Below are 12,991 nucleotides of genomic sequence, written 5' to 3' on the forward strand. Positions count from 1 at the left end.
ATAATCTTTTATTGTCAGCCGGTGATACCGCAGGGCGCGAGAGCGCAGGGCGGTTGAGGCTAAAGGTCATCGCGGGGTGGAGCAGTCGGTAGCTCGTCGGGCTCATAACCCGAAGGTCACAGGTTCAAGTCCTGTCCCCGCAACCAAATTGATTAAAACTTTTAAAAAAAAGAGTTTGACAGGGCTGACGAGATATGATAAAGTAATCGCGGGATGGAGCAGTCGGTAGCTCGTCGGGCTCATAACCCGAAGGTCATAGGTTCAAGTCCTATTCCCGCAACCAAATGTTAATGTTGCTGATATAGCTCAGTCGGTAGAGCGTATCCTTGGTAAGGATAAGGTCACCAGTTCAATCCTGGTTATCAGCTCCATATATGGCGGCATAGCTCAGTTGGCTAGAGCATGCGGTTCATACCCGCAGTGTCCGGAGTTCAAATCTCTGTGCCGCCACCAAATTTACCAAAGAACCCCTGATGCAGGGGTTTTATTTTATGTTTCATACATATATAAACGTCGCTAAGAAAAATTTCAACTTGTCAAGGGTTTTATGTTGACAGGCTATTGCAAGTGTGCTAAATTGTATTAGTGACATTATGAAAGAGTCATAGTATCTGAGCGTAAGGGGTGTAAATAGAGATGCGCAACAATATCACGTTGGAGTGCACGGAGTGCCATAGCCGTAACTACCGTACCAACAAGAACAAGAAGAACAACCCGGATCGTCTGGAGTTCAATAAGTACTGCAAGTTCTGCAAGAAACATACGACGCACAAAGAAACGAAATAATCGCTTCTAGCGGGTTGAACGGAGATGTGAAGTAACTGTGAAGAAATTCATAGACGAAGTTATCGCCGAAATGAAAAAAGTATCATGGGCGACCAAGAAAGAGCTGGTAAACTACACTGTAGTGGTCGGCATCGCCGTGGCGATTGTTTGCGCTCTGATTTGGTTCTGTGATACGATCTTTGCAAGATTGTTCCACATCATTTTACGGTAAGCTAAGTGAGGGCAGCATGGCAAACGAAGAGATGAATCTGCGGCAGGACAATCCTGGCAGAGCTTGGTATGTAGTTCATACCTATTCGGGCTATGAGAACAAGGTCAAAGCCAATCTCGAACGCCTGATTCATACGGCCAACATGAGCAACATGATCTTCAATGTTGTGGTTCCTGTAGAGGATGAGGTCGAAATCAAGGACGGCAAGAAAAAAGTCGTTCCGCGAAAAGTCTTCCCGGGCTATGTGCTGGTTGACATGATTGTCGATGAGCATTCCTGGTACGTTGTGCGCAACACCACCGGTGTTACCGGGTTTGTTGGTTCTGAAAAACACCCGATTCCGCTTACCGATGCTGAAGCGAAACGTATCTTGAAGTCCATGGGCGAAGAAGAGCTCAAACCTGAACTCGATGTCGAGATTGGGGATGTGGTTCGCATCAACTCGGGTGTTTTCGAGAATTACACGGGTACTATTTCGGAAATCGATGCCGAAAAAGGCCGCGTCAAGGTTCTCGTCGAGGAAACCCCGATTGACCTTGGCTTTGATCAGGTAGAAACCATCTGATTGAAGCGGTTGTAAATCCTTTTTGGGAGGTGAATATAAATGGCAAAGAAAGTTTCTAAGATTGTAAAACTTCAGGTTGTTGCAGGTAAGGCTAATCCGGCTCCTCCAGTAGGTCCCGCACTTGGTCAGGCTGGTGTCAACATCATGGGTTTCTGTAAGGAATTCAACGAAAGAACCAAGGATAAGGCTGGTCTGATCATTCCGGTTGAAATCACGGTTTTCGAAGATAGATCCTTCACTTTCATCACGAAGACTCCGCCGGCTGCTGTACTGCTGAAGAAGGCTGCCAAGATCGAAAAGGCTTCTGGTGAACCCAACAAGAACAAGGTAGCTAAGCTGCCCCGCGCTGAAGCAATGAAGATTGCAGAAAGCAAGATGGAAGACCTCAACGCTGCTGATATCGAGGCTGCTACTCGCATGATCGAGGGTACGGCTCGCAGCATGGGTATCGAAATCGTTGACTAATTTTTAGTTGGCTTTCGTCCCTGTGGGAGGCAATAACCGTTATTACCACGAGAGGAGAAAACTTACAATGGCTAAAGCTGGTAAGAAATATCAGGACGCTTGCAAGCTCGTTGAAGCTGGCAAGTTCTACACGGCTGCTGAAGCTATGGAACTCGTTAAGAAGACGGCTACGAAGAAGTTTGATGAAACCATCGAACTGCACGTACGTCTCGGCGTAGATCCGAAATATGCTGATCAGCAGGTACGTGGCGCTATGGTACTGCCGCACGGCACTGGTAAATCCAAGCGCGTACTCGTTTTCGCTAAGGGCGAAAAGGTTAAGGAAGCAGAAGCTGCAGGTGCAGACTTCGTTGGTTCCGATGAAATCGTCCAGAAGATCCAGGGCGGCTGGCTCGACTTCGATGTCGCAGTAGCTACTCCGGACATGATGGGCACTGTCGGTCGTCTTGGTAAGGTTCTCGGCCCCCGCGGCCTCATGCCGAACCCGAAACTGGGTACGGTTACGATGGACCTCACGAAGGCAGTATCCGAGATTAAAGCAGGTAAAGTCGAATACCGCACCGATAAGGCCGGTAACGTGCATTGCCCGATTGGCAAGGCATCTTTCGACGCTGAGAAGCTCCAGCAGAACTTCCAGGCCCTGATTGATACACTGAACCGCGTAAAACCGGCGGCTGCTAAAGGCCAGTACATGCGCTCCATTACGGTCAGCGCAACGATGGGCCCTGGCATCCCCGTTCAGCTCTAATCCAGAGCACGGTTCAGACGAGGCTCCGGTCTCCACAACTGTATAACGATGGCTGTAGACAGCAGGTTTGATACTTATCATCTAACGACGATTTATTGTCGCCTGCCGAGGCCGGAGCAGATGAACTTTGAAAATTCTACCTCCGGCGGACGCAGCCGGAGGTTTTTTTACAGGCTTTAATAATCCATAACAGGCAGGAGGTGTAATTGGAAATGGCAAATATGACGAAGAAACAGGCTATCGTTGCTGAACTGAAAGATCAGCTGACGAATGCCAAAGGTGTTGTGCTCACGAGCTACCGTGGTCTGACGGTTGCTCAGGATACGCAGCTCCGTCGTGAACTTCGCGCCGCTGGTGTAACGTACCATGTTGTTAAAAACACGATGCTCCGCCTGGCAGCGAAAGAAGCAGGTATCGAAGGCTTCGATGCTCATCTCGAGGGCACCACGGCTTTCGCATTCTCCACGGAGGATGCTATTGCTCCGGCAAAGGTTATCTGCAGCTTCATCAAGAAGAACAAGCTTGATGAAAACGAAGTGCTGACTGTTAAGGTCGGTACGGTAGAGGGCAAGGTCATTGACGCTAACGAAGTCAAGGCTCTGGCTGAACTGCCGTCTCGCGAAGAACTCATCGCCAAGATGCTGGGCAGCATGAATGCTCCTATCAGCAATACGGTCAACGTACTGCAGGGTGTTATTCGCAATGCTGTTTATGTGCTTGACGCTGTTCGCGCTCAGAAGGAATCCGCATAATCTGCGAGTTCTATATAATTGATTTAGAATTAACAAGAAAGATTTTTGGAGGTATATTCAAATGACTAAAGAAGAAATCATGGAAGCCATTGAAAACATGACTGTCCTCGAGCTGTCTGAGCTCGTAAAAGCTATGGAAGAAAAGTTCGGCGTTAGCGCTGCTGCTCCGGTTGCAGTTGCTGCTGTTGGTGGCGCTGCTGCAGGTGCTGCTGAAGAAAAGAGCGAGTTCACGGTTATGCTCGCTTCCGCTGGCGACAAGAAGATCAACGTTATCAAAGCTGTTCGCGAAGCTACGGGTCTCGGCCTGAAGGAAGCTAAGGCTCTGGTTGATGGCGCTCCGGCTGCTGTTAAGGAAAACGTTGCTAAGGCTGAAGCTGAAGAACTCAAGGCTAAGCTCGAAGAAGCTGGCGCTACGGTTGAACTGAAGTAATTTCAGTTTGCTGAAATTAGCAAGTTAAAGGAGCACTCCTGCGGGAGTGCTCTTTTTGCTTTTTAATTTCGAGTCAGGAGGCGATGAAGAAAAGTATATGCAAAAAAATCTTCTAGGACGAATCCGTAAGGGCGAGTCCTTTACTTTTGGTGAGCTGCTGCTCTTGACATGGCAGCTCAGTGTTCCCGCCATCATGGCGAAAATCACCACCGTGATGATGCAGTATATCGATGCTTCCATGGTGGGTATGATTGGTTCTAATGCGGCAGCGGCCATCGGTCTGGTCAATTCCACGACCTGGCTGATTGGCGGCATCTGCTTTGCTATGTCCATGGGCTACACCATCCAGCTGGCACATGCCATTGGCGCCGGTGAGGATGTGAAGGCACGGAGTCTGGTGCGTCATGGCCTGATGGCGGTACTGGTCTTCAGTCTGGTCATGGGGATAGGCAGTGCTTTGTGCAGTGCGCCTTTGACCGTTTTTTTAGGCGGGACGTCTGAAATCGTCCATGATGCGGCGGTATATCTGGCTATATATGCGTTGGGGCTGCCATTTTTGGCAGTGAATTTTGCGGCGGGTTCCATGCTGCAGGCCAGCGGGAATATGAAAGTGCCCAGCCTGCTGAGCGTGCTTATGTGTGTATTGGACGTGGTATTCAACGCCCTGCTGATTTTTCCCAGCCGCAGTGTTGAGCTTTGGGGACAAGGGATCTGGATTCCTGGTGCTGACTTAGGCGTGGCCGGAGTGGCCTGTGGCTCGGTATTGGCCGAAGTATGCTGTATGGCCGCCATGCTCTATGTCCTGCTGAAAAAATCCCGTCAGCTTCATTATCGTCAGGAAAAATGCCTTCCCTGGCAGGGAGAATTGCGGGAAGCAGCCTGTCTGGGGTTCCCCATTATGTTGGAACAGTTTGTCATGGGCAGTGCTTATGTGGCCTTTACACGGATTGTCTCGCCCTTGGGAACTGTGGCACTGGCCGCAAATTCCTTCGCCATCACGGCGGAAAGCCTCTGCTATATGCCGGGTATCGGTGTTTCTACGGCGGCGCAGACTTTAGTGGGGCAGAGCGTGGGCGCCGGTCGCAGCAAGCTGGCCCAACGCTTTGGCTACGTCAGTGCCAGCCTGGGCATCACGGTGATGCTCTTGATGGGCATTGTTATGTACATCTGCGCGCCACTGATGATGGGACTGCTATCTGCGGATGCCGCTGTTATCCAGGCAGGAGCGGAAATCCTACGCATTGAAGCCTGGGCGGAACCGCTTTTTGCCGCTGGCATCATTGTCACCAGTATTTTCCGCGGTGCCGGGGAAACGCGCATGCCCACCATACTGAATTTGGTCGCCATGTGGGGCATACGTATTCCCCTGGCCGTTTATCTGGCTGCAGATTATGGTCTGACCGGAGTTTGGACGGCTATGTGTGTGGAACTCTGTGCCCGTGGTATTTTATCGTTGGGGGTGCTTGTTTACCGTGGTGAGGGGTTGTACCATAAAAATAAAGCGAAAATTGCAGATTAAAGGCTGTAGCTAAAATGTGTAAACTTGTAACATTGTTGGATATCGGTTAAAATGGATACAGTGTGAAAACTGTATCCATTTTTTTGAGGAGGAATCATCATGCAAGTTATCCATACTGATAATGCTCCAGCTGCTGTAGGTCCATACAGTCAGGCTATCAAGGCGGGCAATACCCTTTATCTTTCCGGACAGATTGCCATCAATCCGGCAGAGGGAAAGATTGTGGCGACGACAATCACTGAGCAGGCTGAGCAATGCTGCCGGAATATCGAAGCTGTGCTGAAGGCAGCCGGTACCGATATGAGCAAGGTGGTCAAGACGACCTGTTTCCTGGCTGAGATTGCTGATTTCAAGGCATTCAACGAAGTTTATGCCAAACATTTCATCAGCAAGCCTGCCAGAAGCTGCGTGGCGGTCAAAGACCTACCGGCAGGCGCTTTGTGCGAAGTAGAAGCAATCGTAGTTTTTGATTAAGGAAAAGAGGACTGTGAAATTTCACAGTCCTCTTTTCCTTAGGATCATCCTTACGATACAGGGATAACAGAGCATAATAAAGAGCAATCTGGTCAGCTGATAAGCGGTCATGGTGGAACTGTCAGCACCCACCACCAAAGCCGTGATGCCAATCTCAGCTAGGCCGCCGGGGGCGGTAGAAAGGAAGGTGGTGGCAATATCTGATGGGGTGAGCAGGGAAAGGAGGACGCCCATGCCCATGGACACGGCCAGTACCAGCAGGACGCTGCCGATCAGTACCGGCCCCATGCCCTGATAGTCCCGGATCTTCCGCAGGTCGATGCTGCTGCCGATATAGCTGCCCACGCAGATCTGGGCCATATTCAGGTAATGCACCGGAATGACGGGGGCGGTGTGTCCGGAACAGACGATATAGATGGCCGTGGCCAATAGCGGGCCTAAAAGCGTGGCTGTAGGCAGATGAATCGCCTTGCCAATGACTGCGCCAGCCACTGCCACCAGGGCGAAGATCAGCAGGTTGCCGGTATGCTCTACTGCCAAAAGATGCGCCGATTGCCCCGCAGAGGGCAGCACATGGATGGCCAGAAAGGGAATCACGAAGACCACGGACAGCATGCGCATGGTCTGCATGATGGTGACCGCCGTCAGGTCAGCTTCTTTCATTTCCGCTGCCAGGATCACCATCTGGGACAGGCCGCCGGGGACGCAGCCCAAAAGGCAGCTGGTCAGGTTGATCTTCGTCCGGCGGTACATCAACCAGGCTGAAAAGATGCCGGCACAGATGGTGACAAAGGTTGCCAGCAGCATAAAGGGCAGCTGGTTTAGGATGGCCTGTCCTGTTTCCAGCGTAAAGGGGCGGCCCATGGAATAGCCCAGTGGAATCAGGGCGATATTGCGGAGCCAAAGGGGCCAGCGCAGCTTTCGCTTCAATGCCATCGCCGTAAGGGAAACGGCGATGATGGGCCCTAACGTCCAGGGTAAGGGAGCATTTATCTGCTCCAGCAGAAAACCGCCACAAGTGGCAATTATGATGGTGAGAAGAAAATCCTGCAAGTCATACACGTCTTTCTATATAAACAAAACTAATACGTATTTGATTTTATCATTAGCATGATGGGGAAGCAATGGCAATTTTATCTTTGACTTTTTGTTGTTTATGGGGTATACTAAGCATTGTACGTTAGCACTCATTTGAAATGAGTGCTAATCCTTACGTAAGCAAATAATTTTTATAAAGAGAGGCAATGACAAATGGCTAAAGAAACCCATGAATTTCAAGCGGAAACAAAACAGCTTTTGGATTTGATGATTCATTCCATCTATACCAACCACGAGATTTTCCTGCGGGAGCTTATCTCCAACGCGTCAGACGCCATTGATAAGGTACACTTTGCAAGCCTGACCAACCGCGATATCCTCGAAGGGGATGACAGCTACGAGATCTTCCTCGAGCCGGACAAGGAAAACCATACCCTGACCATCCGCGATAACGGTATCGGCATGAGCCGTCAGGAAGTCATCGAAAATATCGGTACCATCGCCAAATCCGGCACCAAGGCCTTTATGGAACAGCTCAAGAAGGCCAAGGAAGCCAGTGAAGGCGGCGAGGGCAATACGGACAAGGAACTCATCGGCCAGTTTGGTGTCGGCTTCTATTCTGCCTTCATGGTGGCAGAAAAGGTGGTGATTGAAACCCGCAAGGCCGGCGAAACAGAAGGCACCCGTTGGGAATCCACAGGCGATGGTTCCTATAGCATCGAAGAATGCGATAAGGAAAAACGCGGCACTAGCATCACCATCACCTTGGGCAAGGAATTCTTCGGTGACGATGCTGAATCCGACTTCACGGAAAACTATACGCTGGAACGCCTGGTCAAGAAGTACAGCGACTATGTGCGTTACCCCATCAAGATGAACTTCGAGCATGAGGAAACACCGAAGGACGATGAGGGCAAGGAAATCGAAGGCGCTGAGAAGATCAAGACCATCGAATGCCGCACCCTGAACTCCATGCAGCCTCTTTGGACGAAGAATAAGTCTGATATCACGGAAGAAGAGTATAACGAATTCTTCAAGAATCAGTTCCACGAATGGGAAAAGCCCATGGAAGTGTTCCATACCAAGGCAGAAGGCTCCGTAGAATATACGGCTTTGTTGGCCATTCCGTCCCGTGCGCCGTTCAACCTCTATCATACGGACTATGAACCGGGCGTGCAGCTCTATTCCCGTCATGTGTTCATCATGGACAAGTGCAAGGATCTGCTGCCGGATTACCTGCGCTTCATGAAGGGCCTTGTGGATTCCCCGGATCTTTCCCTGAATATTTCCCGTGAACTCCTGCAGCAGAGCCGCGAACTCAAGGTTATCGGCAAGGCGCTGGAGAAGAACATCCTGAAATCCCTGGCCCGCAAGCTCAAGAACAAGCGTGAGGACTATGAGAAGTTCTGGAACGAATTCGGCAAGTCCCTGAAAATCGGTGTTTATAACAGCATGTATGCTGGCAGCGATACCATCGACAAGCTCAAAGACCTGCTGCTCTTTATGAGCTCCAAGGAAGGCAAACTGGTTACGCTCAAGGAATATGTGGAGCGTATGCCGGAAAGCCAGAAGAAGATTTACTATGCAACGGCTAAGGACAAGGAAACCATCGAGCATCTGCCCCAGATGGAAACCCTGCGCGACAAGGGCCTTGAAGTGCTCTATCTGCTCGATCCGGTAGATGAGTTCTGCATCGAAACCCTGCGGGAATACGAGGGCAAGAGCTTCCATTCCATCAGCCGTGGCGATCTCGATCTCGACGATGCTGAAAGTCAGGAAGTCAAGAAGGAAACGGAAGACATCCAGAAGAAGAATGATGATCTCTTAAAGGACATCAAGGAAGCTCTGGGCGATAAGGTCGCAGATGTTAAGGTTTCTGCCCGCCTGAAATCCAGTGCCGTCTGCCTCGTGGCCGACGAAGCCGGCCCGTCCCTGTCCATGGAACAGACCTTTGCGGAAATGAACAACCCCATGTTCAAGGCTCAGCGTATTCTGGAAATCAACCCGCATCATGAGCTCTTCACGAGACTGCAGGGCCTCCATGAAGCTGGTAAGGACAGCGCCGACTTCAAGGATTACTGCGATCTGCTCTATACGCAGGCACTCCTGATTGAAGGCATCCTGCCGGAAAATCCGGTGGACTTCGCCAACAAGGTAGCCAAACTCATGGCAAAATAAGCAGGGAAATTTGACAGAGGCCTGTTCCTGTGTTAAAATATTTCTTGTTTTTGCGGATGTGGCGGAACTGGCAGACGCGCTGGATTTAGGATCCAGTGCCGCAAGGCGTATGGGTTCGACCCCCTTCATCCGCACCATATGAATGATAAGCGATAGCTGTTATGGCTATCGCTTTTTTTGATGAAATTTTATCGCATATTGACTTATTGTCTCCTATCGGTTACAATATACAAGTGCTTTGCTTAGGGAAAGCATGAGAAAAGAGAAGAAATCCAGAGAAAGTAATCCTGTTGTTCTGGTGTACGAAAAGGACGTAAGTTCTAGCGCAAGTTCCTGGAAGCGGAACGCAAAAGCTTTCAGGAAGACGAGGAGAAGGTTGTCGAAACGTCAGCGGATGCCTTCCGGCCGGCTCGGTCGATAGAATGCAGCGAAAGCCCCATCGTGAGGTGGGAGACAAGCTGCGGGAGAGCACGACAGGATAGTACAACAATTTCATAGGAGGTACTATTATGTGTGGTATCGTAGGTTATGTCGGTGACAAAGAGGCAGCAGGCTTCCTGCTGGAAGGTCTGGCCAAGCTGGAGTATCGTGGTTACGACTCTGCTGGTATTGCTGTCTTTGACGGAGAGAAGATCGGCGTGGAGAAGAGTGTAGGCCGTCTGGCCGCTCTGCGTGACAAGCTGAAAGGTCACGAGCTCAAGGGCACCATGGGTATCGGTCATACCCGCTGGGCAACCCATGGCCGTCCGTCCGACAAGAACTCCCATCCCCATACGGATTGCTCCGGGGATTTCGTGGTGGTTCACAACGGCATCATCGAAAACTACCTGTCCCTGAAGGAAGACCTGATCGAGAAAGGTCATAACTTCAAATCTGAGACGGATACGGAAGTAGTGGCTCATCTGCTGGAAGAAGTCTACAATGGTGACTTTGTGGCTTCTGTACGGGAGGTATTGCGCCGGATTGAAGGCTCTTACTCCCTGGTGTTCATGAGCAGCAAGCATCCGGGCACGCTGATTGCCACCAAGCAGGACAACCCGCTGGTCATCGGCGTGGGCGAGGGCGAGAACTTCATCGCTTCCGATATCCCTGCCATCATCCAGCGTACCCGCCGCACTTACATCCTGAACGATGGCGAACTGGCTGTTCTGACCAAGGACAGCATCAAGATCTCCAACCGTCAGGGTGAGCCTGTGACCAAGAAGATCTTCGAGGTCAACTGGAATGCGGAAGCTGCCGAGAAGGGCGGCTACGAGCATTTCATGCTCAAGGAAATCCATGAACAGCCGAAGGCTGTCCGTGACACCATGAGCCAGCGCATCTCCAAGGACGGCAAGACTATCGTCATGGATGAGCTGAAATGGGATGCAGACTATCTCAATTCCTTCAACAAGATTTATATCGTGGCCTGCGGCACGGCTTATCATGCCGGCATGGTGGGTAAATATTATATCGAGAAACTGGCCCGTACGGTGGTGGAAGTGGATGTTGCTTCCGAGTTCCGTTATCGTGAACCCATCGTGGATGAGAACACGCTGTTCATCGCGGTTTCCCAGTCCGGTGAGACCAGTGATACGCTGGCAGCCATGAAGGAGTCCAAGCGTCTTGGCGCCAAGACGCTTGCCATCACCAATGTGGTTGGCTCTTCCATCGCCCGTGAGGCAGATCAGGTGCTTTACACCTGGGCTGGCCCGGAAATCGCCGTGGCTTCCACGAAGGCTTACACGACGCAGATCGTATTGTTCTTCATGCTGGCCCTCTACATGGCTGAGATCAAGAAGACGGTGGCTGCTGAACGCGTAGCTGAACTCATTGGCCAGCTCCAGAAGATTCCGGCACAGATCAGCGAAACGCTGTCTGATGTGGAACCCTTGAAGACCTTTGCGAAGCGCTATGGCTTCAATGATGATGTGTTCTACATTGGCCGTGGCCTGGACTACCATGTAGCGCTGGAAGGTTCCCTGAAGCTCAAGGAAATCTCCTATATCCATGCTGAGGCTTATGCTGCCGGCGAGCTCAAGCATGGGACGCTGGCTCTGATTGTGGAAGGCGTGCCTGTTATCGCGCTGGCTACCCAGAAGAGTGTCTATGAAAAGACGCTTTCCAACATCAAGGAAGTCAAAGCCCGTGATGCTGTGGTTATCGGTATCGCTACCGAAGGCGATGAGGAACTGGAGAAATATGTGGATCATGTGATGAAGGTTCCGGAGACGGATGAACTGGTCATCCCGATCCTGACGGTTGTTCCGCTGCAGCTTCTGGCATATTATGCCGCCATCACCCGTGGCTGCGATGTGGATAAGCCGCGTAACCTGGCTAAATCTGTTACCGTCGAGTAATAATGGAATATTGAACGAAGATGTCGCAGTTTGTCGTACTGCGGCATCTTTTTTATACATATTTTTTATGGTTTGAATGGCATTTTAGAAAAAAAATCTATTTATGATACGCTAGGCAACGTGTACACGAAAAACTTTGTAAAATAAGTGTTGACAGGGGTTTTGGGGGGTGCTAATATATAGAAGTGCCTGATGCGAGCGCATGATTTAGTGATACAGGGGAGTGAAAACAATGACACTGGAAGCACTGAAAAATGCCAATCGGGTGATTGGTATCAAGCAGGTTGCCAAGGCAGTGAAGCGAGGAAATGCCAAAGAGGTTTTCATCGCGAAAGATGCTGAGGCAAGGGTAACGGAACCGCTGATGGCCCTCTGTGAAGAACAGCAGGTGCCAGTGAGTCAGGAATCCACGATGCAGGAGCTGGGGACAGCTTGTGGCATTGAGGTGGGTGCGGCGGCAGCGGCAGTTATCGGTCAGTAAGTCTATTTGTTAAAAACCTTGAAGCTTTGCTTTGAGGTTTTAATAAATAATAAATTCTCAATATGAAGGAAGGAGGTGCATGTATGCCTACTATCAACCAGTTAGTTCGTAAGAGCAGAAAGAGCATGCAGGAAAAGTCCAAAGCACCAGCACTTAAGAATTGCCCGCAGAAACGCGGCGTTTGCACTCGTGTTTACACGTCTACGCCGAAAAAGCCGAACTCGGCACTGCGTAAGGTAGCTCGTGTTCGTCTGACGAATAGCATCGAAGTTACCGCATATATTCCGGGCATTGGTCATAATCTTCAGGAGCATAGTGTTGTTCTGATCCGCGGCGGTCGTGTAAAGGACCTGCCAGGTGTTCGTTACCACATCATCCGTGGTTCTCTCGATACTGCCGGCGTGCAGGATCGTGCTCAGGGCCGCTCCAAGTATGGTGCGAAACGCGCAAAGAAAAAATAATACAGCTTCGCAAATGAAGACTATGATAAGGAGGTAAAACAATGCCAAGAAAAGGTGCCGTACCTAAGCGTGATGTACTGCCGGATCCGGTGTACCACAGCAAAACGGTTACGAAATTCATCAATAAAGTAATGCTTTCCGGTAAGAAGAGCGTTGCTGAACGCGTTGTATATGATGCGTTCGAAACGATCCGTGCTAAAACGGGCAAGGATCCTCTGGAAGTTTTTGAGACGGCTCTGAAGAACGTTATGCCGGTTCTCGAAGTTCGTGCTCGCCGCGTCGGTGGTGCTAACTACCAGGTGCCGGTTGAGGTTCGTCCTGACCGTCGCATGACGCTGGGCATTCGCTGGATCGTCAACTACGCACGTCTCCGTGGCGAAAAGACCATGGATGAACGTCTCTCCGGCGAACTCATGGATGCTGCCAACAACACTGGCGCAGCTATCAAGAAGAAGGAAGATACGCACAAGATGGCCGAGGCCAACAAGGCATTCGCTCATTATCGTTGGTAATCTTTTCTCTGATTTATAAGGAGCGATATTAA

General features: G+C 50.5%; 15 protein-coding genes and 5 tRNA genes. 19 read left to right on the forward strand and 1 reads right to left on the reverse strand.

From position 1 onward, the window contains the following. Positions 1–70: 70 nt before the first annotated feature. The 13 genes from SELR_RS03475 to SELR_RS03535 all read left to right on the forward strand — a co-directional run bounded on the left by SELR_RS03475 (position 71) and on the right by SELR_RS03535 (position 5,950). A tRNA-Met gene (locus SELR_RS03475) sits at positions 71–146 on the forward strand. Positions 147–207: 61 nt separating this feature from the next. Then, positions 208–283 (forward strand) — tRNA-Met (locus tag SELR_RS03480). A 12-nt stretch (positions 284–295) separates the two neighbouring features. After that, a tRNA-Thr gene (locus SELR_RS03485) sits at positions 296–371 on the forward strand. A 5-nt stretch (positions 372–376) separates the two neighbouring features. After that, positions 377–453: transfer RNA gene (locus tag SELR_RS03490), tRNA-Met, on the forward strand. Between the two features lie 183 nt (positions 454–636). Further along, positions 637–786, forward strand: a complete 150-nt coding sequence (gene rpmG / locus SELR_RS03495; protein WP_014423817.1) for a 50S ribosomal protein L33 — start codon at positions 637–639, stop codon at positions 784–786. 37 nt (positions 787–823) lie between these two features. Further along, positions 824–997 (forward strand): preprotein translocase subunit SecE, encoded by a 174-nt coding sequence (gene secE, locus SELR_RS03500; protein WP_014423818.1) that lies wholly within the window; start codon positions 824–826, stop codon positions 995–997. A gap of 16 nt (positions 998–1,013) precedes the next feature. Then, complete coding sequence (gene nusG / locus SELR_RS03505) at positions 1,014–1,562, forward strand: transcription termination/antitermination protein NusG (protein ID WP_014423819.1); 549 nt, start codon at positions 1,014–1,016, stop codon at positions 1,560–1,562. A gap of 39 nt (positions 1,563–1,601) precedes the next feature. Next, a complete protein-coding gene (rplK, locus tag SELR_RS03510; RefSeq protein WP_014423820.1) occupies positions 1,602–2,027 on the forward strand; it encodes a 50S ribosomal protein L11 in 426 nt (141 codons plus the stop codon). Between the two features lie 67 nt (positions 2,028–2,094). Then, the gene (rplA, locus tag SELR_RS03515; RefSeq protein ID WP_014423821.1) at positions 2,095–2,775 is read left to right on the forward strand and encodes a 50S ribosomal protein L1; all 681 of its coding nucleotides are present in this window, start codon (positions 2,095–2,097) and stop codon (positions 2,773–2,775) included. Between the two features lie 212 nt (positions 2,776–2,987). Continuing rightward, entirely contained in the window at positions 2,988–3,527 is a 540-nt protein-coding gene (rplJ, locus tag SELR_RS03520) for a 50S ribosomal protein L10 (RefSeq protein ID WP_041914251.1), read from the forward strand. Between the two features lie 61 nt (positions 3,528–3,588). Next, positions 3,589–3,957 (forward strand): 50S ribosomal protein L7/L12, encoded by a 369-nt coding sequence (gene rplL / locus SELR_RS03525; RefSeq protein WP_014423823.1) that lies wholly within the window; start codon positions 3,589–3,591, stop codon positions 3,955–3,957. Positions 3,958–4,054: 97 nt separating this feature from the next. After that, positions 4,055–5,476 (forward strand): MATE family efflux transporter, encoded by a 1,422-nt coding sequence (locus SELR_RS03530; RefSeq protein ID WP_041914544.1) that lies wholly within the window; start codon positions 4,055–4,057, stop codon positions 5,474–5,476. Positions 5,477–5,575: 99 nt separating this feature from the next. Continuing rightward, a complete protein-coding gene (locus tag SELR_RS03535) occupies positions 5,576–5,950 on the forward strand; it encodes a RidA family protein (RefSeq protein ID WP_014423825.1) in 375 nt (124 codons plus the stop codon). Between the two features lie 21 nt (positions 5,951–5,971). Here SELR_RS03535 and SELR_RS03540 read toward each other — a convergent pair whose 3' ends face one another. Continuing rightward, complete coding sequence (locus SELR_RS03540) at positions 5,972–7,003, reverse strand: AbrB family transcriptional regulator (protein ID WP_014423826.1); 1,032 nt, start codon at positions 7,001–7,003, stop codon at positions 5,972–5,974. 198 nt (positions 7,004–7,201) lie between these two features. Here SELR_RS03540 and htpG point away from each other — a divergent pair, with 198 nt between their 5' ends. The 6 genes from htpG (at position 7,202) to rpsG (ending at position 12,959) form a co-directional block, all read left to right on the forward strand. Beyond that, complete coding sequence (gene htpG / locus SELR_RS03545) at positions 7,202–9,166, forward strand: molecular chaperone HtpG (RefSeq protein WP_014423827.1); 1,965 nt, start codon at positions 7,202–7,204, stop codon at positions 9,164–9,166. A 52-nt stretch (positions 9,167–9,218) separates the two neighbouring features. Next, positions 9,219–9,303 (forward strand) — tRNA-Leu (locus SELR_RS03550). Between the two features lie 372 nt (positions 9,304–9,675). Beyond that, positions 9,676–11,505, forward strand: coding sequence for a glutamine--fructose-6-phosphate transaminase (isomerizing) (gene glmS, locus SELR_RS03555; RefSeq protein WP_014423828.1), 1,830 nt, complete (start codon positions 9,676–9,678; stop codon positions 11,503–11,505). A 232-nt stretch (positions 11,506–11,737) separates the two neighbouring features. Beyond that, the gene (locus SELR_RS03560) at positions 11,738–11,986 is read left to right on the forward strand and encodes a ribosomal L7Ae/L30e/S12e/Gadd45 family protein (RefSeq protein ID WP_014423829.1); all 249 of its coding nucleotides are present in this window, start codon (positions 11,738–11,740) and stop codon (positions 11,984–11,986) included. A gap of 83 nt (positions 11,987–12,069) precedes the next feature. Next, on the forward strand, positions 12,070–12,447 hold the full coding sequence (gene rpsL, locus SELR_RS03565) for a 30S ribosomal protein S12 (RefSeq protein ID WP_014423830.1): 378 nt from the start codon (positions 12,070–12,072) through the stop codon (positions 12,445–12,447). A gap of 41 nt (positions 12,448–12,488) precedes the next feature. Continuing rightward, on the forward strand, positions 12,489–12,959 hold the full coding sequence (gene rpsG / locus SELR_RS03570) for a 30S ribosomal protein S7 (protein ID WP_014423831.1): 471 nt from the start codon (positions 12,489–12,491) through the stop codon (positions 12,957–12,959). Positions 12,960–12,991 lie beyond the last annotated feature (32 nt).

Origin of the sequence: Selenomonas ruminantium subsp. lactilytica TAM6421, assembly GCF_000284095.1 — a bacterium.
In the GTDB taxonomy this organism is placed as follows: Bacteria; Bacillota; Negativicutes; order Selenomonadales; family Selenomonadaceae; genus Selenomonas_A; species Selenomonas_A lactilytica.

Coding starts and splice junctions, on each gene's coding strand:
- nusG (WP_014423819.1), top strand. CDS start 1,014: ATGGCAAACGAAGAGATGAATCTGCGGCAGGACAATCCTGGCAGAGCT.
- SELR_RS03535 (WP_014423825.1), top strand. CDS start 5,576: ATGCAAGTTATCCATACTGATAATGCTCCAGCTGCTGTAGGTCCATAC.
- glmS (WP_014423828.1), top strand. CDS start 9,676: ATGTGTGGTATCGTAGGTTATGTCGGTGACAAAGAGGCAGCAGGCTTC.
- SELR_RS03530 (WP_041914544.1), top strand. CDS start 4,055: ATGCAAAAAAATCTTCTAGGACGAATCCGTAAGGGCGAGTCCTTTACT.
- rplK (WP_014423820.1), top strand. CDS start 1,602: ATGGCAAAGAAAGTTTCTAAGATTGTAAAACTTCAGGTTGTTGCAGGT.
- rpsG (WP_014423831.1), top strand. CDS start 12,489: ATGCCAAGAAAAGGTGCCGTACCTAAGCGTGATGTACTGCCGGATCCG.
- rpmG (WP_014423817.1), top strand. CDS start 637: ATGCGCAACAATATCACGTTGGAGTGCACGGAGTGCCATAGCCGTAAC.
- htpG (WP_014423827.1), top strand. CDS start 7,202: ATGGCTAAAGAAACCCATGAATTTCAAGCGGAAACAAAACAGCTTTTG.
- rplL (WP_014423823.1), top strand. CDS start 3,589: ATGACTAAAGAAGAAATCATGGAAGCCATTGAAAACATGACTGTCCTC.
- SELR_RS03560 (WP_014423829.1), top strand. CDS start 11,738: ATGACACTGGAAGCACTGAAAAATGCCAATCGGGTGATTGGTATCAAG.
- rplJ (WP_041914251.1), top strand. CDS start 2,988: ATGGCAAATATGACGAAGAAACAGGCTATCGTTGCTGAACTGAAAGAT.
- rpsL (WP_014423830.1), top strand. CDS start 12,070: ATGCCTACTATCAACCAGTTAGTTCGTAAGAGCAGAAAGAGCATGCAG.
- rplA (WP_014423821.1), top strand. CDS start 2,095: ATGGCTAAAGCTGGTAAGAAATATCAGGACGCTTGCAAGCTCGTTGAA.